The sequence below is a fragment of the Bordetella sp. H567 genome, assembly GCF_001704295.1.
In the GTDB taxonomy this organism is placed as follows: Bacteria; Pseudomonadota; Gammaproteobacteria; order Burkholderiales; family Burkholderiaceae_B; genus Bordetella_C.
In genome coordinates this window covers 933049-949611 of sequence record NZ_CP012334.1, presented here as the reverse complement: position 1 = coordinate 949611, position 16563 = coordinate 933049, and the positions used below count along the sequence as shown (strand labels likewise).

Annotated in this window: 15 protein-coding genes; 6 read left to right on the top strand and 9 right to left on the bottom strand. The window is 67.7% G+C overall.

What is annotated here, in order from left to right; genetic code table 11:
* Window positions 1-225: 225 nt before the first annotated feature.
* Both AKI39_RS04265 and AKI39_RS04260 read right to left on the bottom strand, forming a co-directional pair.
* The gene (locus AKI39_RS04265; RefSeq protein WP_066632767.1) at window positions 226-2514 is read right to left on the bottom strand and encodes an NADP-dependent malic enzyme; all 2289 of its coding nucleotides are present in this window, start codon (window positions 2512-2514) and stop codon (window positions 226-228) included.
* 264 nt (window positions 2515-2778) lie between these two features.
* The gene (locus tag AKI39_RS04260) at window positions 2779-3747 is read right to left on the bottom strand and encodes a hypothetical protein (RefSeq protein ID WP_066632764.1); all 969 of its coding nucleotides are present in this window, start codon (window positions 3745-3747) and stop codon (window positions 2779-2781) included.
* A gap of 47 nt (window positions 3748-3794) precedes the next feature.
* Here AKI39_RS04260 and AKI39_RS04255 point away from each other — a divergent pair, with 47 nt between their 5' ends.
* Entirely contained in the window at window positions 3795-4964 is a 1170-nt protein-coding gene (locus AKI39_RS04255) for a pyridoxal phosphate-dependent aminotransferase (RefSeq protein ID WP_066632761.1), read from the top strand.
* A 45-nt stretch (window positions 4965-5009) separates the two neighbouring features.
* On the opposite strand, the gene AKI39_RS04250 is transcribed toward AKI39_RS04255, so the two are convergent.
* Entirely contained in the window at window positions 5010-5867 is an 858-nt protein-coding gene (locus tag AKI39_RS04250) for a transglycosylase SLT domain-containing protein (RefSeq protein WP_066632758.1), read from the bottom strand.
* A gap of 144 nt (window positions 5868-6011) precedes the next feature.
* On the opposite strand from AKI39_RS04250, the gene ubiD reads away from it, so the two are divergent.
* Complete coding sequence (gene ubiD, locus AKI39_RS04245) at window positions 6012-7556, top strand: 4-hydroxy-3-polyprenylbenzoate decarboxylase (protein WP_066632755.1); 1545 nt, start codon at window positions 6012-6014, stop codon at window positions 7554-7556.
* Here ubiD and AKI39_RS04240 read toward each other — a convergent pair.
* From AKI39_RS04240 to AKI39_RS04225, 4 genes are all read right to left on the bottom strand, one after another.
* Window positions 7513-7920 carry a hypothetical protein gene (locus tag AKI39_RS04240; RefSeq protein ID WP_066632752.1) on the bottom strand — a complete coding sequence of 136 codons (408 nt, stop codon included), beginning with the start codon at window positions 7918-7920 and terminating at the stop codon, window positions 7513-7515. The genes ubiD and AKI39_RS04240 overlap by 44 nt on opposite strands.
* Window positions 7917-8372: a phage holin family protein gene (locus AKI39_RS04235; protein ID WP_066632749.1), complete on the bottom strand. Its 456-nt coding sequence runs from the start codon at window positions 8370-8372 to the stop codon at window positions 7917-7919. Before AKI39_RS04235 ends, AKI39_RS04240 begins: the two co-directional genes overlap by 4 nt.
* A 64-nt stretch (window positions 8373-8436) precedes the next feature.
* Window positions 8437-8751: a DUF883 family protein gene (locus AKI39_RS04230; RefSeq protein WP_066632746.1), complete on the bottom strand. Its 315-nt coding sequence runs from the start codon at window positions 8749-8751 to the stop codon at window positions 8437-8439.
* Between the two features lie 126 nt (window positions 8752-8877).
* Window positions 8878-9567, bottom strand: coding sequence for a hypothetical protein (locus tag AKI39_RS04225; RefSeq protein ID WP_066632739.1), 690 nt, complete (start codon window positions 9565-9567; stop codon window positions 8878-8880).
* A gap of 374 nt (window positions 9568-9941) precedes the next feature.
* On the opposite strand from AKI39_RS04225, the gene cysG reads away from it, so the two are divergent.
* Window positions 9942-11354: a siroheme synthase CysG gene (gene cysG / locus AKI39_RS04220; protein ID WP_066642169.1), complete on the top strand. Its 1413-nt coding sequence runs from the start codon at window positions 9942-9944 to the stop codon at window positions 11352-11354.
* 140 nt (window positions 11355-11494) lie between these two features.
* On the opposite strand, the gene upp is transcribed toward cysG, so the two are convergent.
* Both upp and dacB read right to left on the bottom strand, forming a co-directional pair.
* Entirely contained in the window at window positions 11495-12133 is a 639-nt protein-coding gene (upp, locus tag AKI39_RS04215; protein WP_066632736.1) for a uracil phosphoribosyltransferase, read from the bottom strand.
* A 41-nt stretch (window positions 12134-12174) separates the two neighbouring features.
* The gene (gene dacB / locus AKI39_RS04210) at window positions 12175-13608 is read right to left on the bottom strand and encodes a D-alanyl-D-alanine carboxypeptidase/D-alanyl-D-alanine endopeptidase (RefSeq protein WP_076879662.1); all 1434 of its coding nucleotides are present in this window, start codon (window positions 13606-13608) and stop codon (window positions 12175-12177) included.
* Window positions 13609-13773: 165 nt separating this feature from the next.
* On the opposite strand from dacB, the gene queA reads away from it, so the two are divergent.
* The 3 genes from queA to yajC all read left to right on the top strand — a co-directional run bounded on the left by queA (window position 13774) and on the right by yajC (window position 16505).
* On the top strand, window positions 13774-14832 hold the full coding sequence (queA, locus tag AKI39_RS04205) for a tRNA preQ1(34) S-adenosylmethionine ribosyltransferase-isomerase QueA (RefSeq protein ID WP_443102987.1): 1059 nt from the start codon (window positions 13774-13776) through the stop codon (window positions 14830-14832).
* Entirely contained in the window at window positions 14829-15965 is a 1137-nt protein-coding gene (tgt, locus tag AKI39_RS04200; RefSeq protein ID WP_066632730.1) for a tRNA guanosine(34) transglycosylase Tgt, read from the top strand. The genes queA and tgt overlap by 4 nt, the downstream gene beginning before the upstream one ends.
* Window positions 15966-16163: 198 nt before the next feature.
* Window positions 16164-16505: a preprotein translocase subunit YajC gene (gene yajC, locus AKI39_RS04195; RefSeq protein WP_066632728.1), complete on the top strand. Its 342-nt coding sequence runs from the start codon at window positions 16164-16166 to the stop codon at window positions 16503-16505.
* The last annotated feature ends 58 nt before the right edge of the window (window positions 16506-16563 follow it).

Below are 16563 nucleotides of genomic sequence, written 5' to 3'. Positions count from 1 at the left end.
AACCCGATCGATCAATCACGTCGCGGCATGTTTTTGCGCCATCCCGATACACGCATCGTCCACGCTCGGCGCTGTGGATTCGGAAGATACACCGAGCGCGGCAAAAACGGGCGGAAAAGTTGCAATGGCGCGACGGGTGCCGATCGGCGCCGCAAATGGACAGGGCCGCAAGCAGGCCGGCCTGGCGGCCCGCCTGCTTGCGGCCCTGTCGCCGCGTGCGACCGCCTAGCGGCGGTTGTTCGCGTCCACCACGGCAAGCGCCGTTATGTTGACGATGCGCCGCACCGTGGAACTGGAGGTAAGAATGTGTACCGGCGCGTTGGCCCCCAGCAGGAAGGGCCCGACGGCCACATTGCCGCCCGCCGCGGTCTTCAGCAGGTTATACGCGATGTTGCCGGAATCGACATTGGGGCACACCAGCAGATTGGCGCTGCCCTTCAAGGTGGAAGACGGCAGGATGCGCAGGCGCAGCTCTTCGTCCAGCGCGCAGTCGCCGTGCATTTCACCATCGATTTCGATTTCCGGCGCGCGCTCGCGCACCAGCTGCAAGGCCGCGCGCATCTTCTCGCCGGACGACGAGCTGCCCGACCCGAAATTGGAGCGCGACAGCAGCGCCACCTTCGGCGCCACGTTCAGGCGGTTCATCTCCTGCGCGGCGGCGATGGTGAATTCCGCGATCTGTTCGGCGCTGGGGTCTTCGTTGATATGCGTGTCCACCAGCACGACAGTGCGCTCGGACAGCAGCAGGATGCTCATGGCCGCGTAGACGTTGCAGCCCGGACGCCTGCCGATCACTTCGTCGACGAAACGCAGGTGGTCGGCATAGGCGCCCACCGTGCCGCAGACCATGGCGTCCGCATCGCCCAGGTGCACCATCATCGCGCCGATCAGCGTCAGGCGGCGACGCATTTCCACGCGCGCCATCTCCTTGGTAATGCCGCGGCGGCACATCAATTCCCAATACGTGGTCCAGTAGCGATGGAAGCGCTCGTCGTACTCGGGATTCGTGACCTCGACGTCCTCGCCCAGGCGTATGCGCAAGCCCAGGCGCTCGATGCGCGCGGCCAGCACCGCCGGACGGCCCACCAGGATGGGCTTGGCCAGGCCTTCGTCCACAACGACCTGCACGGCGCGCAGCACGCGTTCGTCCTCGCCTTCGGTGAAGACCACGCGCGACTTGCCGCCTTCGCGCACCAGGCGCTTGGACGCGGCGAACAGCGGCTTCATGAAGGCGCCGGAGTGGTAGACGAACTGCTGCAGCTGCTCGATATAGTTGTCCATATCGGCCAGCGGGCGCGTCGCCACGCCCTCTTCCATCGCGGCCCGCGCCACGGCGGGCGCGATGCGCACGATCAGGCGCGGATCGAACGGCTTGGGGATAAAGTATTCGGGGCCGAAACAGAGGTCGAAGGTACCGTAGGCGGCCGCCACGACTTCGCTCTGTTCTTCCTGCGCCAGCTTGGCGATGGCGTACACGGCGGCCTTCTCCATGCCGCGCGTGATGGTGGTGGCGCCGACGTCCAGCGCGCCACGGAAGATATACGGGAAGCACAGGACGTTGTTGACCTGGTTCGGGTAGTCCGATCGGCCGGTCGCCATGACGGCGTCGTCGCGCACGCTCTTGACCACTTCGGGCAGCACTTCCGGCGTGGGGTTGGCCAGCGCCAGAATCAGCGGCCGCGCGGCCATCGCGGCGACCATGTCGGGCTTCAGCACGTTGCCGGCCGACAGGCCCAGGAACACGTCCGCGCCTTCGATCACTTCGCCCAGCTTGCGCAGGTCGGTCTTGCGCGCGAAGCGCGCCTTGTCCGGGTCCATCAGCGTGGTGCGGCCTTCGTACACCACGCCCTCGATATCCGTGACCCAGATGTTCTCGAGGGGCAGGCCCAGGTCGACCATCAATTCCAGGCACGCCAGCGCCGCGGCGCCCGCGCCGGAAGTCACCACCTTCACCTTGGTGATCTCCTTGCCGACGACCTTCAAGCCGTTGATGAAGGCGGCGCAAACGGTGATGGCGGTGCCATGCTGGTCATCATGGAAGACCGGGATCTTCATGCGCTCGCGCAGCTTGCGCTCGACGATGAAGCATTCAGGCGCCTTGATGTCTTCCAGGTTGATGCCGCCGAACGTGGGCTCCAGGCCGGCGATGATCTCGACCAGCTTGTCCGGATCGGTCTCGCTGATCTCGATGTCGAAGACATCCAGGCCGGCGAACTTCTTGAACAGCACGGCCTTGCCTTCCATCACGGGCTTGGACGCCAGCGCGCCGATGTTGCCCAGGCCCAGCACCGCCGTACCGTTGGAGATCACGCCAACCAGGTTGCCGCGGCTGGTGTAGCGAAAGGCGTTCACCGGATCCGTGACGATTTCTTCGCAGGCGGCCGCGACACCCGGCGTATAGGCCAGCGCCAGATCGCGTTGGTTGGTCAGTTGCTTGGTCGGCGTGACCGAGATCTTGCCGGGGCGGTCTTGCTCGTGATATTCGAGCGCGGCCTTGCGCAGATTGGCGTCCATGATCGCTTGATACGTGTGAAGAAAGTTGAAAACCGAAAACGCAGGATTCTAGTCCCTTGAGGGGCCTGTGCCGGAAACGGCGCGTGAAACCGCCGCCGTGCCTGCCGCCGCGTCGCCCGGGCATCACGAAGAAACGATGGGCAAACGCGTGTCCGCCACATCATTTCTTACATCTGGAAAGTCTTTTATCTTACTCCGCCCGCGAAATCCGGCCGCACAAGGCGCCGTGGGCAAGGGCATGCCGCACCGTAAGCACGGCAGCCATCATGCCAATTCAGGAAAAACGCCGGCCGGATCGAAGTTCGATTTGACGCGGCGGTCCAAGGCGCGCGCCTGCGCCGGCGGCAGCTGGCCATCCGCGCCGCCGGCGTTTGCCGGTTGGCCACGCCCCTCCCCGGCATCGGCCCGCGGCGACGGGCCACCTCCTTTCGCGGCATCGGCGTCCGCGGGCGCGGATTCCCCTTCCGGCATCTGCAGCACCACGCTTTCCACCCATGCCAGCGTGCCTGCATGCCCGTGCAGCAAGTGGGCCAGGTTGAGCGTGGCGGGTGCCCGCGGAAGCAGCGCGTCCATGCGGTAATGCGCGGGCCACGACGGCAATTCCTTGCACCACTGGGCCTCCGTGCCGGAGGCCAGGCGGAACAGCGCGGGCACCAGTTGCTGCAAGGCCGCGGTGCGCAGCGGCAGTCCGTCGTCCGCGCCGAAAGGCCCCAGGGTGTCGGCCACGCCATCGGCCAGCAGCACATCCGCCGCATGCACGCCGGACAGATCGCCGCGGCCCGTCGGCCAAGTGGCCGCGCCCCGATCGCCCAACCAGGCGGCCAGCGTACGGTCCGGCGGGGCACCGGCGAACTGCCGCAAGCCGACGCCGGCCAGCGCGCCCAGGGTTACCCCTGGCCCGGTGCGCCAGCGCGGCACGGGGCCGGGCTCGCGTACCAGATCGTTCAACCACACGGGATCCACCCACAGCACGGGCCGCCCTTCCGTCGACACCGTGGTGTCGCTCAGCGCCAACTGGACGCCATGCTCGGCGCACAGCGCGCGGGCCCGCCGCACGTCCGCCCCCACCAGGGGCGCCCAGCGTGCCTGCGGCGCGGCGGAGGGCGGCAAGGCGTCGGGCGAGATCGGCTTCAGATCCCCGCCGCAGACGCGGCCCAGCTCGCGGCAGAAAACCTGCCACGGCGTGCGCGGCGCCGCCCGCCCCAGAAGAAACGCACGTCGCGATGGCTGCATGACTACAATTCCCTTCTTCCTATCCGCCGACCGCACGCCAGCATCGTATGTCTTCCCTTGCCTACCGTACCCATGAATTCCTGACCTTCCACGCAGTGGAGGTGTTCAAGCAGGCGCAGGCGCTGCAGGCGGCCGGCCGGGACATTATCAGCCTGGGCATCGGCGAACCGGACTTTACCGCGCCCCCCCAGGTCGTGGAAGCGCTGGAACGCGCGGCGCGCGCCGGACAAAGCGGGTACAGCCCGCCCGCCGGCCTGTCCGCCTTGCGCGAGGCGATCGCGGCGTTCTACACCCGCTTCGGCGCCCGCGTCGATCCCGCCCGTGTCATCGTCACGGCCGGCGCCTCCGGCGCCCTGTCACTGGCCTGCGGAGCGCTGGTCAATCCGGGCGACGAAGTCCTCATGCCCGACCCGTCCTATCCCGCCAACAGCAACTTCGTGCTGGCCGCCGGCGGACGGCCGCGCTTGATTCCCAGCACGCCGGCCCGGCGCTTCCAGCTGGCCGAGGCGGACTTGCGCGACCATTGGACGGCGCGCACCCGCGGCACCATCATCGCATCGCCCAGCAACCCCACCGGCACGTCGATCGCGCAGGCCGAACTGGCCGGACTCCTGGGCGAAACCCGGGCACGCGGCGGCTTCACCTTGATGGACGAGATCTACCTGGGCCTGTCCTACGACGGGCAACCGCGTTCGGCGCTGGCCCTGGACGACGACGTCGTGGTCATCAACAGCTTTTCGAAGTACTTCAACATGACCGGATGGCGGCTGGGCTGGCTGATCGTGCCGCCGGCCATGGTGGCGACCGTGGAGAAGATGGCGGCGAGCCTGGCGATCTGCGCACCCACCCTGGCGCAGCACGCGGCCCTGGCCTGCTTCACGCCCGATGCGCTGGCGCTCTATGAAGAACGGCGCCTGGCGTTCCAGCAGCGCCGGGATTTCCTGCTGGATGCCTTCCAGCGGCTGGGCATCGACGTACCGGTCAAACCCGACGGCGCCTTCTATATCTATGCCGATATATCGCGCTGGGGCATGGACAGCGCCCAGTTCGCCGCCCGGCTGCTGAACGAGGCCGGCGTGGCGGCGGTGCCGGGCATGGACTTCGGGCCCGCGCACGCCAGCCGTACCCTGCGCTTCGCCTATACGACGGGCATGGAACAGCTGGAGGCCGCTGTCAGCCGCATTGGCGGCTTCCTGGAAGGCCTGCGCGGTGGTTAACGCCAGAGCCTAGTCGCGCGCCAAGGAGATGCCCGACGCCAGGGCCTAGTCGCGCGCCAAGGGGATGCCCGACGCCAGGGCGAGCCGGCGGCGTTCCGCCTGCACCTTGTCGCCATAGCCGCCATCGTTGGCGCCACTGGCGCCGACATAGCAGGCCAGGCCGCCCGTGACCGAACCGCGCCGCTTGATGCAGTCCTTCAGGATGCCGGCGCCGACACGGATATTGGCGACCGGGTCCAGCGCGCCCTTCTTCCCGTAGGCATCGAACTTGGACTGGTGCACGCTGGTCATCACCTGCATCAGGCCTTGCGCCCCCACGCTGCTTTCCGCGAAGGGGTTGTAGCGGGATTCCACGGCGATGACCGCCAGCAGCAGCAGCGGGTCGATCTTCAAATCGCGGCCGACCTTGTAGGCCGTATTGACCAGGACGGCGGTCGCATCCGAGGCCACCTTGTACTTGCGCGAGATATAGTTGCGCAGCGCTTCCGTTTGCGCGTTGCTCACGACGTCCGCATGGGGCGCGGTCTTGATCCCGGGATGAGGCAGCGGCGTAAGAAAGGCGGTGGCATTGTTGCCCGCCTCCGGCACCGCGAGCGCCACCGCGCCCGGCGTGCCGGACGGCTTGTCGACGTCCAGGTCGATGTCGGCCGATGTATCGGCGTCGGCATAGCTGGTGTCCGATCCCGCCGGCGGGACCGTGGCCGGCGCGAGCGCCGCCAGCAGTGCGGTGTGTACCTGCAGCGCCTGGTCGCGCAGACCGGGCAAAGCCAAACCCATGCTAACGGTGACGATAACGGCGATGCCCAGGTAGACAGCGCAGGTCCGCAGCCATTCGCCGAGATAGCGGTGAACGCCTTGTGCCAACTGCCGAAGCGGGTAATTGGCCACTGACGCATAAGGCATTGGTGACCTCCTGCGTTTTAAAGGGAAGGGGATGTTAACCTCTTATCGGCTGCTCATATGTAACAAATCCCGCAAGTTCCATGCAACGTTGGGCAATTTAGCCTAACTTCTGCGAATTCACATTTGCTTTCCCGTAGGCCTCCTGTGAAATACCGAGATTTAAGAGATTTCATCGCCCAGCTCGAATCGCGCGGCGACCTCAAGCGCATCGCCGCGCCGGTGTCGACGCACCTGGAAATGACGGAGATCGCCGACCGCGTGCTACGCGCCGGCGGCCCGGCGCTGCTGTTCGAGAACGCGCGTCACCAGGGCCAGCGGGCGGGCATGCCCGTGCTGGCCAACCTCTTCGGCACGCCGCGGCGCGTAGCCTGGGGCATGGGCGCGGACCAGGTGGAGGCCCTGCGCGATACCGGCGAACTATTGGCATCCCTGCGCGAACCCGAAGCGCCGAAGGGCCTGCGCGATGCCTTCGCCAAAGTGGCGATGCTGAAGGCCGCCTTGTGGGACATGAGCCCCAAGACCGTACGGGCGCCGGCATGCCAGGAAGTCGTACTGGAAGGCGACGATGTCGACCTCTCCCGGCTGCCGCTGCAAACCTGCTGGCCGGGCGACGTCGCCCCGCTGCTGACGTGGGGACTGGTGATCACCAAGGGACCGCGCGCGCGCCGCCAGAACCTGGGCATCTACCGGCAGCAGCCCGTCGGCCGCAACAAGCTGATCATGCGCTGGCTATCGCACCGGGGCGGCGCGCTGGACTTCCGCGAACACGCCCAGGCCTATCCCGGCCAGCCCTTCCCTATCGCCGTGGCGCTGGGCGCCGATCCCGCGACCATCCTGGGCGCGGTGACGCCGGTGCCAGATACGCTGTCGGAGTACCAGTTCGCGGGCCTGCTGCGCGGATCCCGCACCGAAGTCGCCAAGGCGCTGGGCAGCGAGCTCTCCGTGCCTGCGTATGCCGAAATCGTCCTGGAGGGGCATCTGCTGCCGGCTACGGATCCGCGCGCCCTGGCGCCGTCGGTGCCCGAGGGCGTGGCGCCGCCGCCGGATACCGGCTACGAAATGGCCCTGGAAGGTCCGTACGGAGACCACACCGGCTATTACAACGAACGCGACTGGTTCCCGGTGTTCACGGTGGATCGCATCACGATGCGCCGCGATCCCATCTACCACTCCACCTATACCGGCAAGCCGCCCGACGAACCGGCGGTGCTGGGCGTGGCGCTGAACGAGGTCTTCGTGCCGCTGCTGCGCCGCCAACTGCCCGAGATCGTCGATTTCTACCTTCCGCCAGAAGGCTGCAGCTATCGGCTGGCCGTGGTCTCCATCCGCAAACAGTACGCCGGCCATGCCAAGCGCGTCATGTTCGGGCTATGGAGCGTGCTGCGCCAGTTCATGTACACCAAGTTCATCATCGTGGTCGACGAGGACGTGAACCCGCGCGACTGGAAGGAAGTCGTATGGGCCATGACTACCCGCATGGACCCGGTGCGAGACACCACGCTGGTGGAACACACCCCGATCGACTACCTGGATTTCGCCTCGCCGGTTTCCGGACTGGGCGGCAAGATGGGCCTGGACGCCACCAATAAATGGCCGGGCGAGACCGACCGCGAATGGGGCCGGCCCATCGCCATGGACCCCGCCGTCAAACAGAAGGTGGACGCGATGTGGGGGGAATTGGGCTTGTGACGGCGGCGGCGCGGGTGGCGTACCGCTGCCCCTGCCGCGCCTGCCAGCCGCGATAGACCTGCCAGCCGACCGCGGCCGCGCTGGCGAGCTTGAGCAGCCTGGAACGCTTGCCGCGCAGGAAAATCGTCGACAGCGACGAGGTAATCACCGGATAGCGGCGCACCAGGGAAAACGCCTGCCACGCCAACCCGGGGATGTTGCTGGCGCCCAGGCGCGGCATCAGGCCCCTGACCAGGTGGGCGGGCGACAGGGATTCCGTCAGGCCGGCCACGTTGTGCACCAGGGCTTCGCGTTCGACCGCCGCGCGGGCGCGCAGCAGCTCGATGCGCACCTGGCGGTCGACCTCGGGGGACAATTTGTTCATGGCGCGGACTCCCGGCGGCGGACGGCATGGGCGTGGCGTTCGGCCTCGGCGCGCCGTTCCGCCTCTTCTTCCTCTTGCGCCTTGATGCGCAGACGCTCGAGCAACTGGGCGTCGCGCGCCAGTTCCTCCAGCGTGGCCGCGAAAGGCGCGGGTCCTTGCGTCAACGTGCGGCGCACGATGTAAAGCAGGATCACGCCCAGGACGGCATAGACGGCCGCCAGCACGCCCAAGGCGATATAGCGCTCATCCGTCGGCCAGAAATACACGGCCACCCAAATAGAGAACACCAGCACGGCCAGCGTCAGAAACAGCAGGGCCGCGAATGAGCAGCCTAGCAGTTTCAGCAAGCGGCCTTTTTCCGCGGACGCTTCGAGCGCCAGCAGCTCGAAGCGCGTGCGCCCCAGTTCGACCAGACTGGAGGCAACACCGAGCAGGGATTTGCGTAAGGGCATATGAGGAAGGGCAAGCCGCCGGCAGCGCGAGCAAACCGCGCCGCCGGCCGCTTATGCCGTCAAGTCAGCGGCGGCTGATCAGCAGGCCCAGCAGCAGGCCGGTCACGCCCGCGATGCCGATTGCCTGCCAGGGATTGTCGTGAACGTAGTCGTCCGTCGCGCGTGCCGCCTTGCGGCCACGTTCCATCAGGGCGTCCTGCACTTCATAGAGTGATTCGCGCGTGCGCTTGAGCGAGGTCATGGCGCGGTCGCGGAGTTCGGCGGCCTTGTCGCCGGTGCTGGCAGCGGCTTCGCGCAGCAGGTTTTCCGCATCGTTCAGGCTGCTTTTGACGCTGTCGATCAGGTTGTCTTTAGCGCCTTCGGGAGATGTCGTGTTCATATTCGCTCCTTTCTTCTGTTGCATGTCCTGGACGGAAACAATGATACCAGCGGCGCTTTGCCTCAAGCTTGCTATTGCTACCGACTGCTACGCCCGCGGCGCCGAAAACGCGGACGATGCGCGGCCCTACTTGATCTTGGTGATTTCCACCGCCGATTTGATGCCCTGCTGGTCGATGTCCTGCTTCATGACGAGATTGACGGCCGGGCAATACCAATCGGTGACCGTGGTGTTCAACGCCGGGATGGGTATCGTCAATCCCTTGAAAGTTGCCATGGTCGGATCCGTATCGCGGCGATAGGAAATCGGCCAGCAGGATTGCTTGCCCAGCGCCGTGTCCATGCTGCGCCGCGTCCCCACCGTTTTCTGGCTGATGCGTACCGTAGTGCTGGGCGTGCCACCGACGGGCGCTTCCTTGCCGATGTTGAGCCGGAAGTTGGCGCCCGGCAGTTTTTGTCCGGGCCCCGTGATCTTGCCGTCATAGGCGAACAGGCCCAGCATGCGCAGGTCGAACTGCCCGTCCGAGGCGGGCTTCTCACCCGCGCTTTCATAGCGCACGAAGGTGGCCTGGCCATTGCGCACGGTCATCAGGTAATCGAGCTTGGACTTGCCCGGCGGCAGGCCCGCATAGGAAAACGTGGCGACGCCCGTGACGCGGGCGCGGCAGTTTTCGCCATTGCTTTTGGTTACGTCGGCGAAGGCCAGGTCGGCACCCAGTTGCAGGTTGCCGGACCCCGTCAGCTGCACCTGGCCGCCGTCGCGGATGAACTGGGCGTCGCAAACGCCCGCCTGCGCGGCCCCGGCGGCCAGCATCATGGCGGCAGCGGCAAGGGCGGCGCGGGGACGGACGGCGGCCGCGCGCCGAGCCAGGCGGAGCGCAAAGCATCCCGTCGAGGGACGGCAGGCGGGCGCGGCATCGAGAGCGGAATGCGGATACACGGTGGAAGACCTCTTCAGAAACACCCGTCCCGGAAAGCGGGCGGGTGCACCGATACTACACCGCGCCACTTGGGGCGCGTATGCCGCGTGCTTATATCGAAGGGCCATAACAATCGACATAAATATTTCTTTTGTTTATATAAACATACCCACAACTTCTTTCCCGCCCGGGTGGCGGCTTTCTAGAATGGACCCCTTGCCCACGCCGCGCCGCGGAGACGGGCGTGCGCCGTTCGATCTCCGCATCCGCCATGAAGCTATTTCCCCTGTTTGCCGACCTGAACCAGCGCCTGGTCCTGGTTGTGGGCGGCGGCGCAGTCGCCGCTCGCAAGGCGCATGCCCTGCTCGAAGTCGGCGCGCGCGTCCATGTGGGCGCGCCCGAATTGAATGCCGAACTGGCCGCGCTGGCGCGCGAGGGCAAGGTGGTCCATATCGCCGGACGCTTCCAGGATGATTGGCTGGACGAGGCCTGGCTGGTGGTCGCGGCGACCGACGACGAACAGGTCAATGCCCGGGTCGCCGCAGCCGCGGGCGCGCGCCGCATCCTGGCCAATGTGGTGGACGATCCGGCCTTGTCCTCTTTCCAGGTGCCGTCCATCGTGGACAGGTCGCCGCTCATCGTGGCGATCTCCTCGTCCGGCGTGGCGCCGGTCCTGGCGCGGCGGCTGCGGGAACGCATCGAATCGATGTTCGACCATGCGCTGGGGCCGCTGGCCGAACTGGCGGCGCGCTACCGCGCGCGCATCCGCGAGCGGCGCCCGGACCTGGGCGCCCGGCGGCGCTTCTACGATAGCCTGATGGATGGCCCCGTGGCCGCGCTGCTGCGCCAGGCGCGTCCGGCGCAAGCCGAGCAGGCCCTGCAGACCGCGCTGGCGCAGCCGCAAGATGCCCCCGTGGGCAGCGTGGTGCTGGTGGGCGCGGGCCCGGGCGATCCGGGACTGCTGACGCTGAAGGCGCTGCGCGCCCTGAACGAGGCCGACGTCATTCTTCACGACCGCCTGATCAGCGCGGAAGTCCTGTCGCTGGCGCGGCGGGACGCCGAACGCATCGATGTCGGCAAGCGCCCCGGCGAGGATCACGCCGCCACGCAGGCCCGTATCCACGCCTTGATGGTCGAACATGCGCGCCGCGGCCGCCGCGTGGTGCGGCTTAAGGGGGGCGATGCCTTCATCTTTGGCCGGGGCGGAGAAGAACTGCAGTACCTGCGCGCCCACGGCGTCCCCTACGAGGTCGTCCCGGGCGTGACGGCGGCGCTGGCCTGCGCGGCGCACGCCGGCATACCGCTGACCCATCGGGAACACGCCCAATCGCTGCACCTGATTACCGCCCATTGCCGCGACGACGGCCAGGCGCCCGATTGGGCGGCGCTGGCCGCCGGCAACCAGACCCTCGCCTTCTATATGGGTGTCAGCCAGCTGGAACCGCTGTCGCGGCGGCTGCGGGAACATGGCCGGCCGGGGGATACGCCCTTCGCGCTGGTGGAAAACGGCAGCCGGCCGGATCAACGGGTATTGACGGGGCGGCTGGAAGACCTGGCCGGCCTGGCGGTGGCCCATGCCATCCGCGCGCCCGCCCTGCTGATTGTGGGCAGCGTGGCGGCGCTGGCCAACGAACTGCACTGGTTCGGTCAGCATATCGACGGCATGGCGGCGCCGGCGGCCTGAGCAAGCCGGCGCACGGCGCGCCGGCCCGGCCCGGGAGAACCTGTTCCGCGCGCGTGGCGCGCCCTGCGGCGGCCAGCATTCCATCATGGGCCAAGCACAGAGGACCGCCGTCCACCATTCCGGCGGGCACGGGAAGCCGCTTATTCGGCCTTCTGCCGTGTGCCGAAGATGCGGTCGCCCGCGTCGCCCAGGCCGGGGATGATATAGCCGTCCTGGTTCAAGCCCTGGTCGATGGACGCCGTATAGACCTGCACGTCCGGATGCGCGCGGTCAAGGCGCGCGATGCCTTCGGGCGCGGCCACCAGCACCAGCGCGCGGATATCGCGGCAGCCGGCGCGCTTGAGCATATCGATGGTGGCGCACATCGAGCCGCCCGTCGCCAGCATGGGATCCACGATCAGCGCCACGCGCCGGTCCAGTTCCGCCACCAGGCGCTCCAGATACGTATGGGCCTCCAGGGTTTCCTCGTTGCGGGCCAGCCCGACCACGCTGACCTTGGCGCCGGGCACCAGGCTCAGCACGCCGTCCAGCATGCCGATGCCGGCGCGCAGGATGGGCACCACGGTGATCTTCTTGCCGGCCAGCTTTTCCACGTCCACCGTGCCGCTCCAGCCCTGCACCTGGCAGGGCTCCAGGGGCAGGTCCTTGCAGGCCTCGTAGGTCAGCAGCGCGGCGACCTCCTGGGACAGTTCACGAAAGCTTTTGGTGCTCAGGTCGGCGCGCCGCATGATGCCAAGCTTGTGGCGAATCAGCGGATGGCGAATTTCATGCACGGGCATTGCGGTTCTCCGATGTCGATGATCGAATCGTAGCCGGGCGTTCAGCGATCGGCCAGCCACTTGATCAGCGCGTCATCGAAAGGCCGGACGGCGTCCGCGCGCTCGTCGTTGACGATGCTGACCACCACGTAGCGCTTGCCGCTGTTGCCCAGCACGTAGCCCGCGATGGCGCGGACATTGGCCAGGGAACCGGTTTTCAGGTGGGCCATCCCGCGGGTGTCCTTGTCGCGCAGCCGCCGGCGCACGGTGCCATCGACCCCGGCGATCGCCAGCGAGGACATGAATTCCGGCATGTACGGCGAATTCCAGGCCACGGTCAGCAGCGAGGCCAGGCTGTCCGCGGAGACGCGGCCGATGCGCGACAGGCCGGAGCCGTTATCGATGACCAGCTCCGGCATGGCCAGTCCCTGGCGGTCCAGCACCCGCCGTACCACCGCCGCGCCGGTGGCCGGCGTGGCCGGACGGCGGCCGCCTTCCGCGCCCAGGGTCAGCAGCAGCAGGCGCGCCATCACATTGTTGCTGCGCTTGTTGATGGTGCGGATGATGTCCGACAGCGGGGGCGATTCGTGGGCCGCCAGCGGCACGGCGTCCGGCGGCACCATGCCGGCGCGCACCTGGCCGGTGAACGTGCCGCCCAGCTCGCGCCACAGGAGCCGGAACACCTCGGTGGCGAAATCGGGCTGCGACAGCGCCAGCCGGTACAGGTTGAATTCGCCGCAGGAACCGGCGACCTTGCCGGTCAGCCGCAGCGTCATGCCCTCTTGCGTGATGACCGGTTCGGTAGCCACTTCGGGCGCGCCGGCGCAGGCGGCGTCGCTCCATTCGACCTGCCCGCCGACCGTCACGCCGGGCAGCGGCGGGTCGATCACCGCCCGCCAGCGCCGCGCGGCGGCGTCGGGCATGAACACCAGGCGCACCGCCCCGAAACCCACCATGAGGGCGTCGGGACTGGCGTTGTAGGGGCGGTCCGGCGCGCCGTCGAAGGCGCCGGGGTCGGTGGCGACCGGGCCGAATATGGTGCGATCGATCACCAGGTCGTTGATCTGCCGCACGCCGTGCAGGCGCAGGTCGCGCAGCAGCGTCCACAGATCCTGCATCAGGAAGAAGGGGTCGCCGCTGGCGCGCAGGTACAGCGGTCCGGGCAGCACGCCGTTGGCGCCCAGGCGAGCGCCGGGCTCCGACAGCAATTCGGTGCGCCAGACGTAGTCGGGCCCCAGGCTGGACAGGGCGGACCAGGTGGTGACCAGCTTCATCACCGACGCGGGATTGCGCGGCTCCTTGGCGTTGATGGACAGCAGGCGCTGGCCGCCCAGTTCCTGGACGACCAGGGAAAGCGAGCCGCCGGGCAGCTTGCTGGCGCGCCAGGCCGCCGCCAGGTCATGCGGCAAGGCATTGGCCGAGGCGGGCGCCAGGCCCTGGGCGCGCGCCGCGCCCGGCGCCACGCCCATCATGGAAAGGACCAGCAGGCCAGCCATCGCCCGCCGCCCCAACCTTGCCATCCGCATGCCCCACTGGTCGATCATTCCCGCCCGCTTCCGTCGCCGAAACGCCAAAAGCGCCAAGGATACCTTGCATGAACCAGGCCGTGCGCCCGGCCTACTACAATGGCGGGCTGGCTTTCGACGATTTCCAATCCGAGCGTGTCCCCCTCCATTCCCTCTTCCCATCGCCTCGCCGACTTCGACTACGAACTGCCGCCCGAGCTCATCGCCCAGCATCCCAGCGAGGAGCGCGGCGGCAGCCGCTTGCTGCACCTGGATGGGCAAGGCGGGCTGCACGACCGCCGCTTCGCCGACATCGCCGCCCTGCTGCGCCCCGGTGACCTGCTTGTGTTCAACGACACGCGCGTCATCAAGGCGCGGCTGACCGGGCACAAGGCCAGCGGCGGCAGGATAGAAGTACTGGTTGAACGCATCACGGGCCCGCGCCGCGCGCTGGCCCACGTGCGCGCCAGCAAATCGCCCGGCCCGGGAACGATCCTGCGTCTGGCGGACGCCTTCGAGGCCGTGGTCGAAGGCCGCGCCGGCGAACTGTTCGACCTGACCTTCCCCGGCGACGTCCTCGCGCTGCTGGAGGCCCACGGCGCCACGCCGCTGCCGCCCTACATCGCCCACGCCGCCGATGCGCAGGACGAAACGCGCTACCAGACCGTCTACGCGCGCGAGCCCGGCGCCGTGGCGGCGCCCACCGCGGGCCTGCATTTCGACGCGTCCATGCTGGACCGGCTGCGCGACCAGGGCGTGGCGCAAGCCTTCGTCACCCTGCATGTCGGCGCGGGTACCTTCCAGCCTGTCCGGGTGGAAAACATCGCCGACCACGTCATGCACGCGGAGTGGTACACCGTGCCGCAGGCCACGGCGGACGCCATCGCCCGGGCCAAGGCCGCCGGCGGGCGGGTCGTCGCGGTGGGCACCACCAGCGCGCGCGCCCTGGAATCGGCGGCCGCGCAGCACCTGCCACTGCGTGCCACGCAGGGCGACACCCGCTTGTTCATTACGCCAGGCTATCGTTTCAAGGCACTGGACGCCCTGATCACCAACTTCCACCTGCCGCAGTCGACGCTGTTGATGATGGTGTCGGCACTGGCGGGCATGGAGCCCATCCGCCGCGCCTATGCCCACGCCGTGGCGCAGCGCTATCGCTTTTTCAGCTACGGCGACGCCATGTTCATCGAAGCGGCCGCGGCCCAGACATCATGACCGGACTCGACTTCCAACTCCTTGCCACCGACGGCGCCGCCCGGCGCGGACGCATGACGCTGAACCATGGCGTCGTCGAAACGCCCATCTTCATGCCGGTGGGCACCTACGGCAGCGTCAAGGCCATGATGCCGCACGAACTGGCCGAGATCGGCGCACAGATCGTGCTGGGCAACACCTTCCACCTGTGGCTGCGCCCGGGCACGGAAATCATGGAAAAGCATGGCGGCCTGCACGGATTCATGGGCTGGGACAAGCCCCTCCTGACCGATTCGGGCGGTTTCCAGGTGTTCAGCCTGCAGGGCATGCGCAAGATCACCGAGGAAGGCGTGCGCTTCGCCTCGCCCATCGACGGTGCGCGCCTGTTCCTGACGCCGGAGGAATCCATGCGCATCCAGCGCGCGTTGAATTCCGACATCGTCATGGTGTTCGACGAATGCACGCCCTATGAAATCGAGGGCCGCGCGGCGACCGAGGAAGAAGCCGCGCGTTCGATGCGCATGTCGCTGCGCTGGGCGCGGCGCTCGCGCGACGCCTTCGACCAGTTGGCCAACCCGAATGCGCTGTTCGGCATCGTCCAGGGCGGCATGTACGAACGGCTGCGCGACGAATCGCTGGCGGGCCTGCTGGATATCGGCTTCCACGGCTACGCGATTGGCGGCCTTTCCGTGGGCGAGCCCAAGGAAGACATGATGCGCATCCTGGCGCACGTGGCGCCGCGGCTGCCTGCCCAGGCGCCGCGCTACCTGATGGGGGTGGGCACGCCGGAAGACCTGGTGGCCGGCGTCGCGCAAGGCGTGGACATGTTCGATTGCGTCATGCCCACCCGCAATGCGCGCAACGGCTGGCTCTTTACCCGCTACGGCGACGTCAAGATCCGCAACGCCCGCTACCGCGACGATACGCGTCCGCTGGACCCCACTTGCGCCTGTCATACCTGCCGGCATTTCACGCGGGCCTACCTGCACCATCTGCAACGCGCCAACGAGATCACCGGGGCGCGGCTGAACACCCTGCACAACCTGCATTTCTACCTGACCCTGATGGGCGAGATGCGCGAGGCCATCGCGGCCGGCCGCTTCGACGCCTGGCGGGCGCAATTCGCCGCCGATCGGGCGCGCGGCGTCGATTAGCGGCGCCCCCGCCGCCGGCGCCGGGCCTGCCGCTCGAGGGCGGCAGGCCGTAACACCTTGGGGGGCGGCGCTTCCCCGGGCGGACAGCTTCGCTACAATAGCGGGCTGCCCGGTATGCGCAGGCTCGCAAAAAAACCCAGAACCAGACCAAAAACCCAATAACCGGATCCGCACGGCGGATCCCACCAGGAGAATTCGATGTCCTTTTCCGACACCCTCGGCGTTGTCGTTGCCCAAGCAGCCGCTACCGAAAGCGCGCTGATGAACATCCTGCCCATCGTGCTGATGTTCGTCATCCTGTATTTCCTGATGATCCGCCCGCAAATGAAGCGGCAGAAGGAGCATCGCAACCTGCTGGCCGCGCTGAGCAAGGGCGACGAAGTCGTCACCGCCGGCGGGGTGCTGGGCAAGGTGACGCGCGTCACCGACACCTATATCACCGTGGAAATCGCCGAAGCCGCGGACAAGCCGGTCGAAGTCGTCGTGCAGAAGTCCGCCGTCTCGACCGTCCTGCCCAAGGGAACCATCAAGGCGCTGTAAGCGTCCCAGGGGGTGGCCGGGCGGTGCGAATGCCGCGCGGCGCGCCCCACAGTGTCCC

Coding starts and splice junctions, on each gene's coding strand:
- AKI39_RS04265 (WP_066632767.1), bottom strand. CDS start 2,514: ATGGACGCCAATCTGCGCAAGGCCGCGCTCGAATATCACGAGCAAGAC.
- AKI39_RS04260 (WP_066632764.1), bottom strand. CDS start 3,747: ATGCAGCCATCGCGACGTGCGTTTCTTCTGGGGCGGGCGGCGCCGCGC.
- AKI39_RS04255 (WP_066632761.1), top strand. CDS start 3,795: ATGTCTTCCCTTGCCTACCGTACCCATGAATTCCTGACCTTCCACGCA.
- AKI39_RS04250 (WP_066632758.1), bottom strand. CDS start 5,867: ATGCCTTATGCGTCAGTGGCCAATTACCCGCTTCGGCAGTTGGCACAA.
- AKI39_RS04240 (WP_066632752.1), bottom strand. CDS start 7,920: ATGAACAAATTGTCCCCCGAGGTCGACCGCCAGGTGCGCATCGAGCTG.
- AKI39_RS04235 (WP_066632749.1), bottom strand. CDS start 8,372: ATGCCCTTACGCAAATCCCTGCTCGGTGTTGCCTCCAGTCTGGTCGAA.
- AKI39_RS04230 (WP_066632746.1), bottom strand. CDS start 8,751: ATGAACACGACATCTCCCGAAGGCGCTAAAGACAACCTGATCGACAGC.
- AKI39_RS04225 (WP_066632739.1), bottom strand. CDS start 9,567: ATGATGCTGGCCGCCGGGGCCGCGCAGGCGGGCGTTTGCGACGCCCAG.
- cysG (WP_066642169.1), top strand. CDS start 9,942: ATGAAGCTATTTCCCCTGTTTGCCGACCTGAACCAGCGCCTGGTCCTG.
- upp (WP_066632736.1), bottom strand. CDS start 12,133: ATGCCCGTGCATGAAATTCGCCATCCGCTGATTCGCCACAAGCTTGGC.
- dacB (WP_076879662.1), bottom strand. CDS start 13,608: ATGGCTGGCCTGCTGGTCCTTTCCATGATGGGCGTGGCGCCGGGCGCG.
- tgt (WP_066632730.1), top strand. CDS start 14,829: ATGACCGGACTCGACTTCCAACTCCTTGCCACCGACGGCGCCGCCCGG.
- yajC (WP_066632728.1), top strand. CDS start 16,164: ATGTCCTTTTCCGACACCCTCGGCGTTGTCGTTGCCCAAGCAGCCGCT.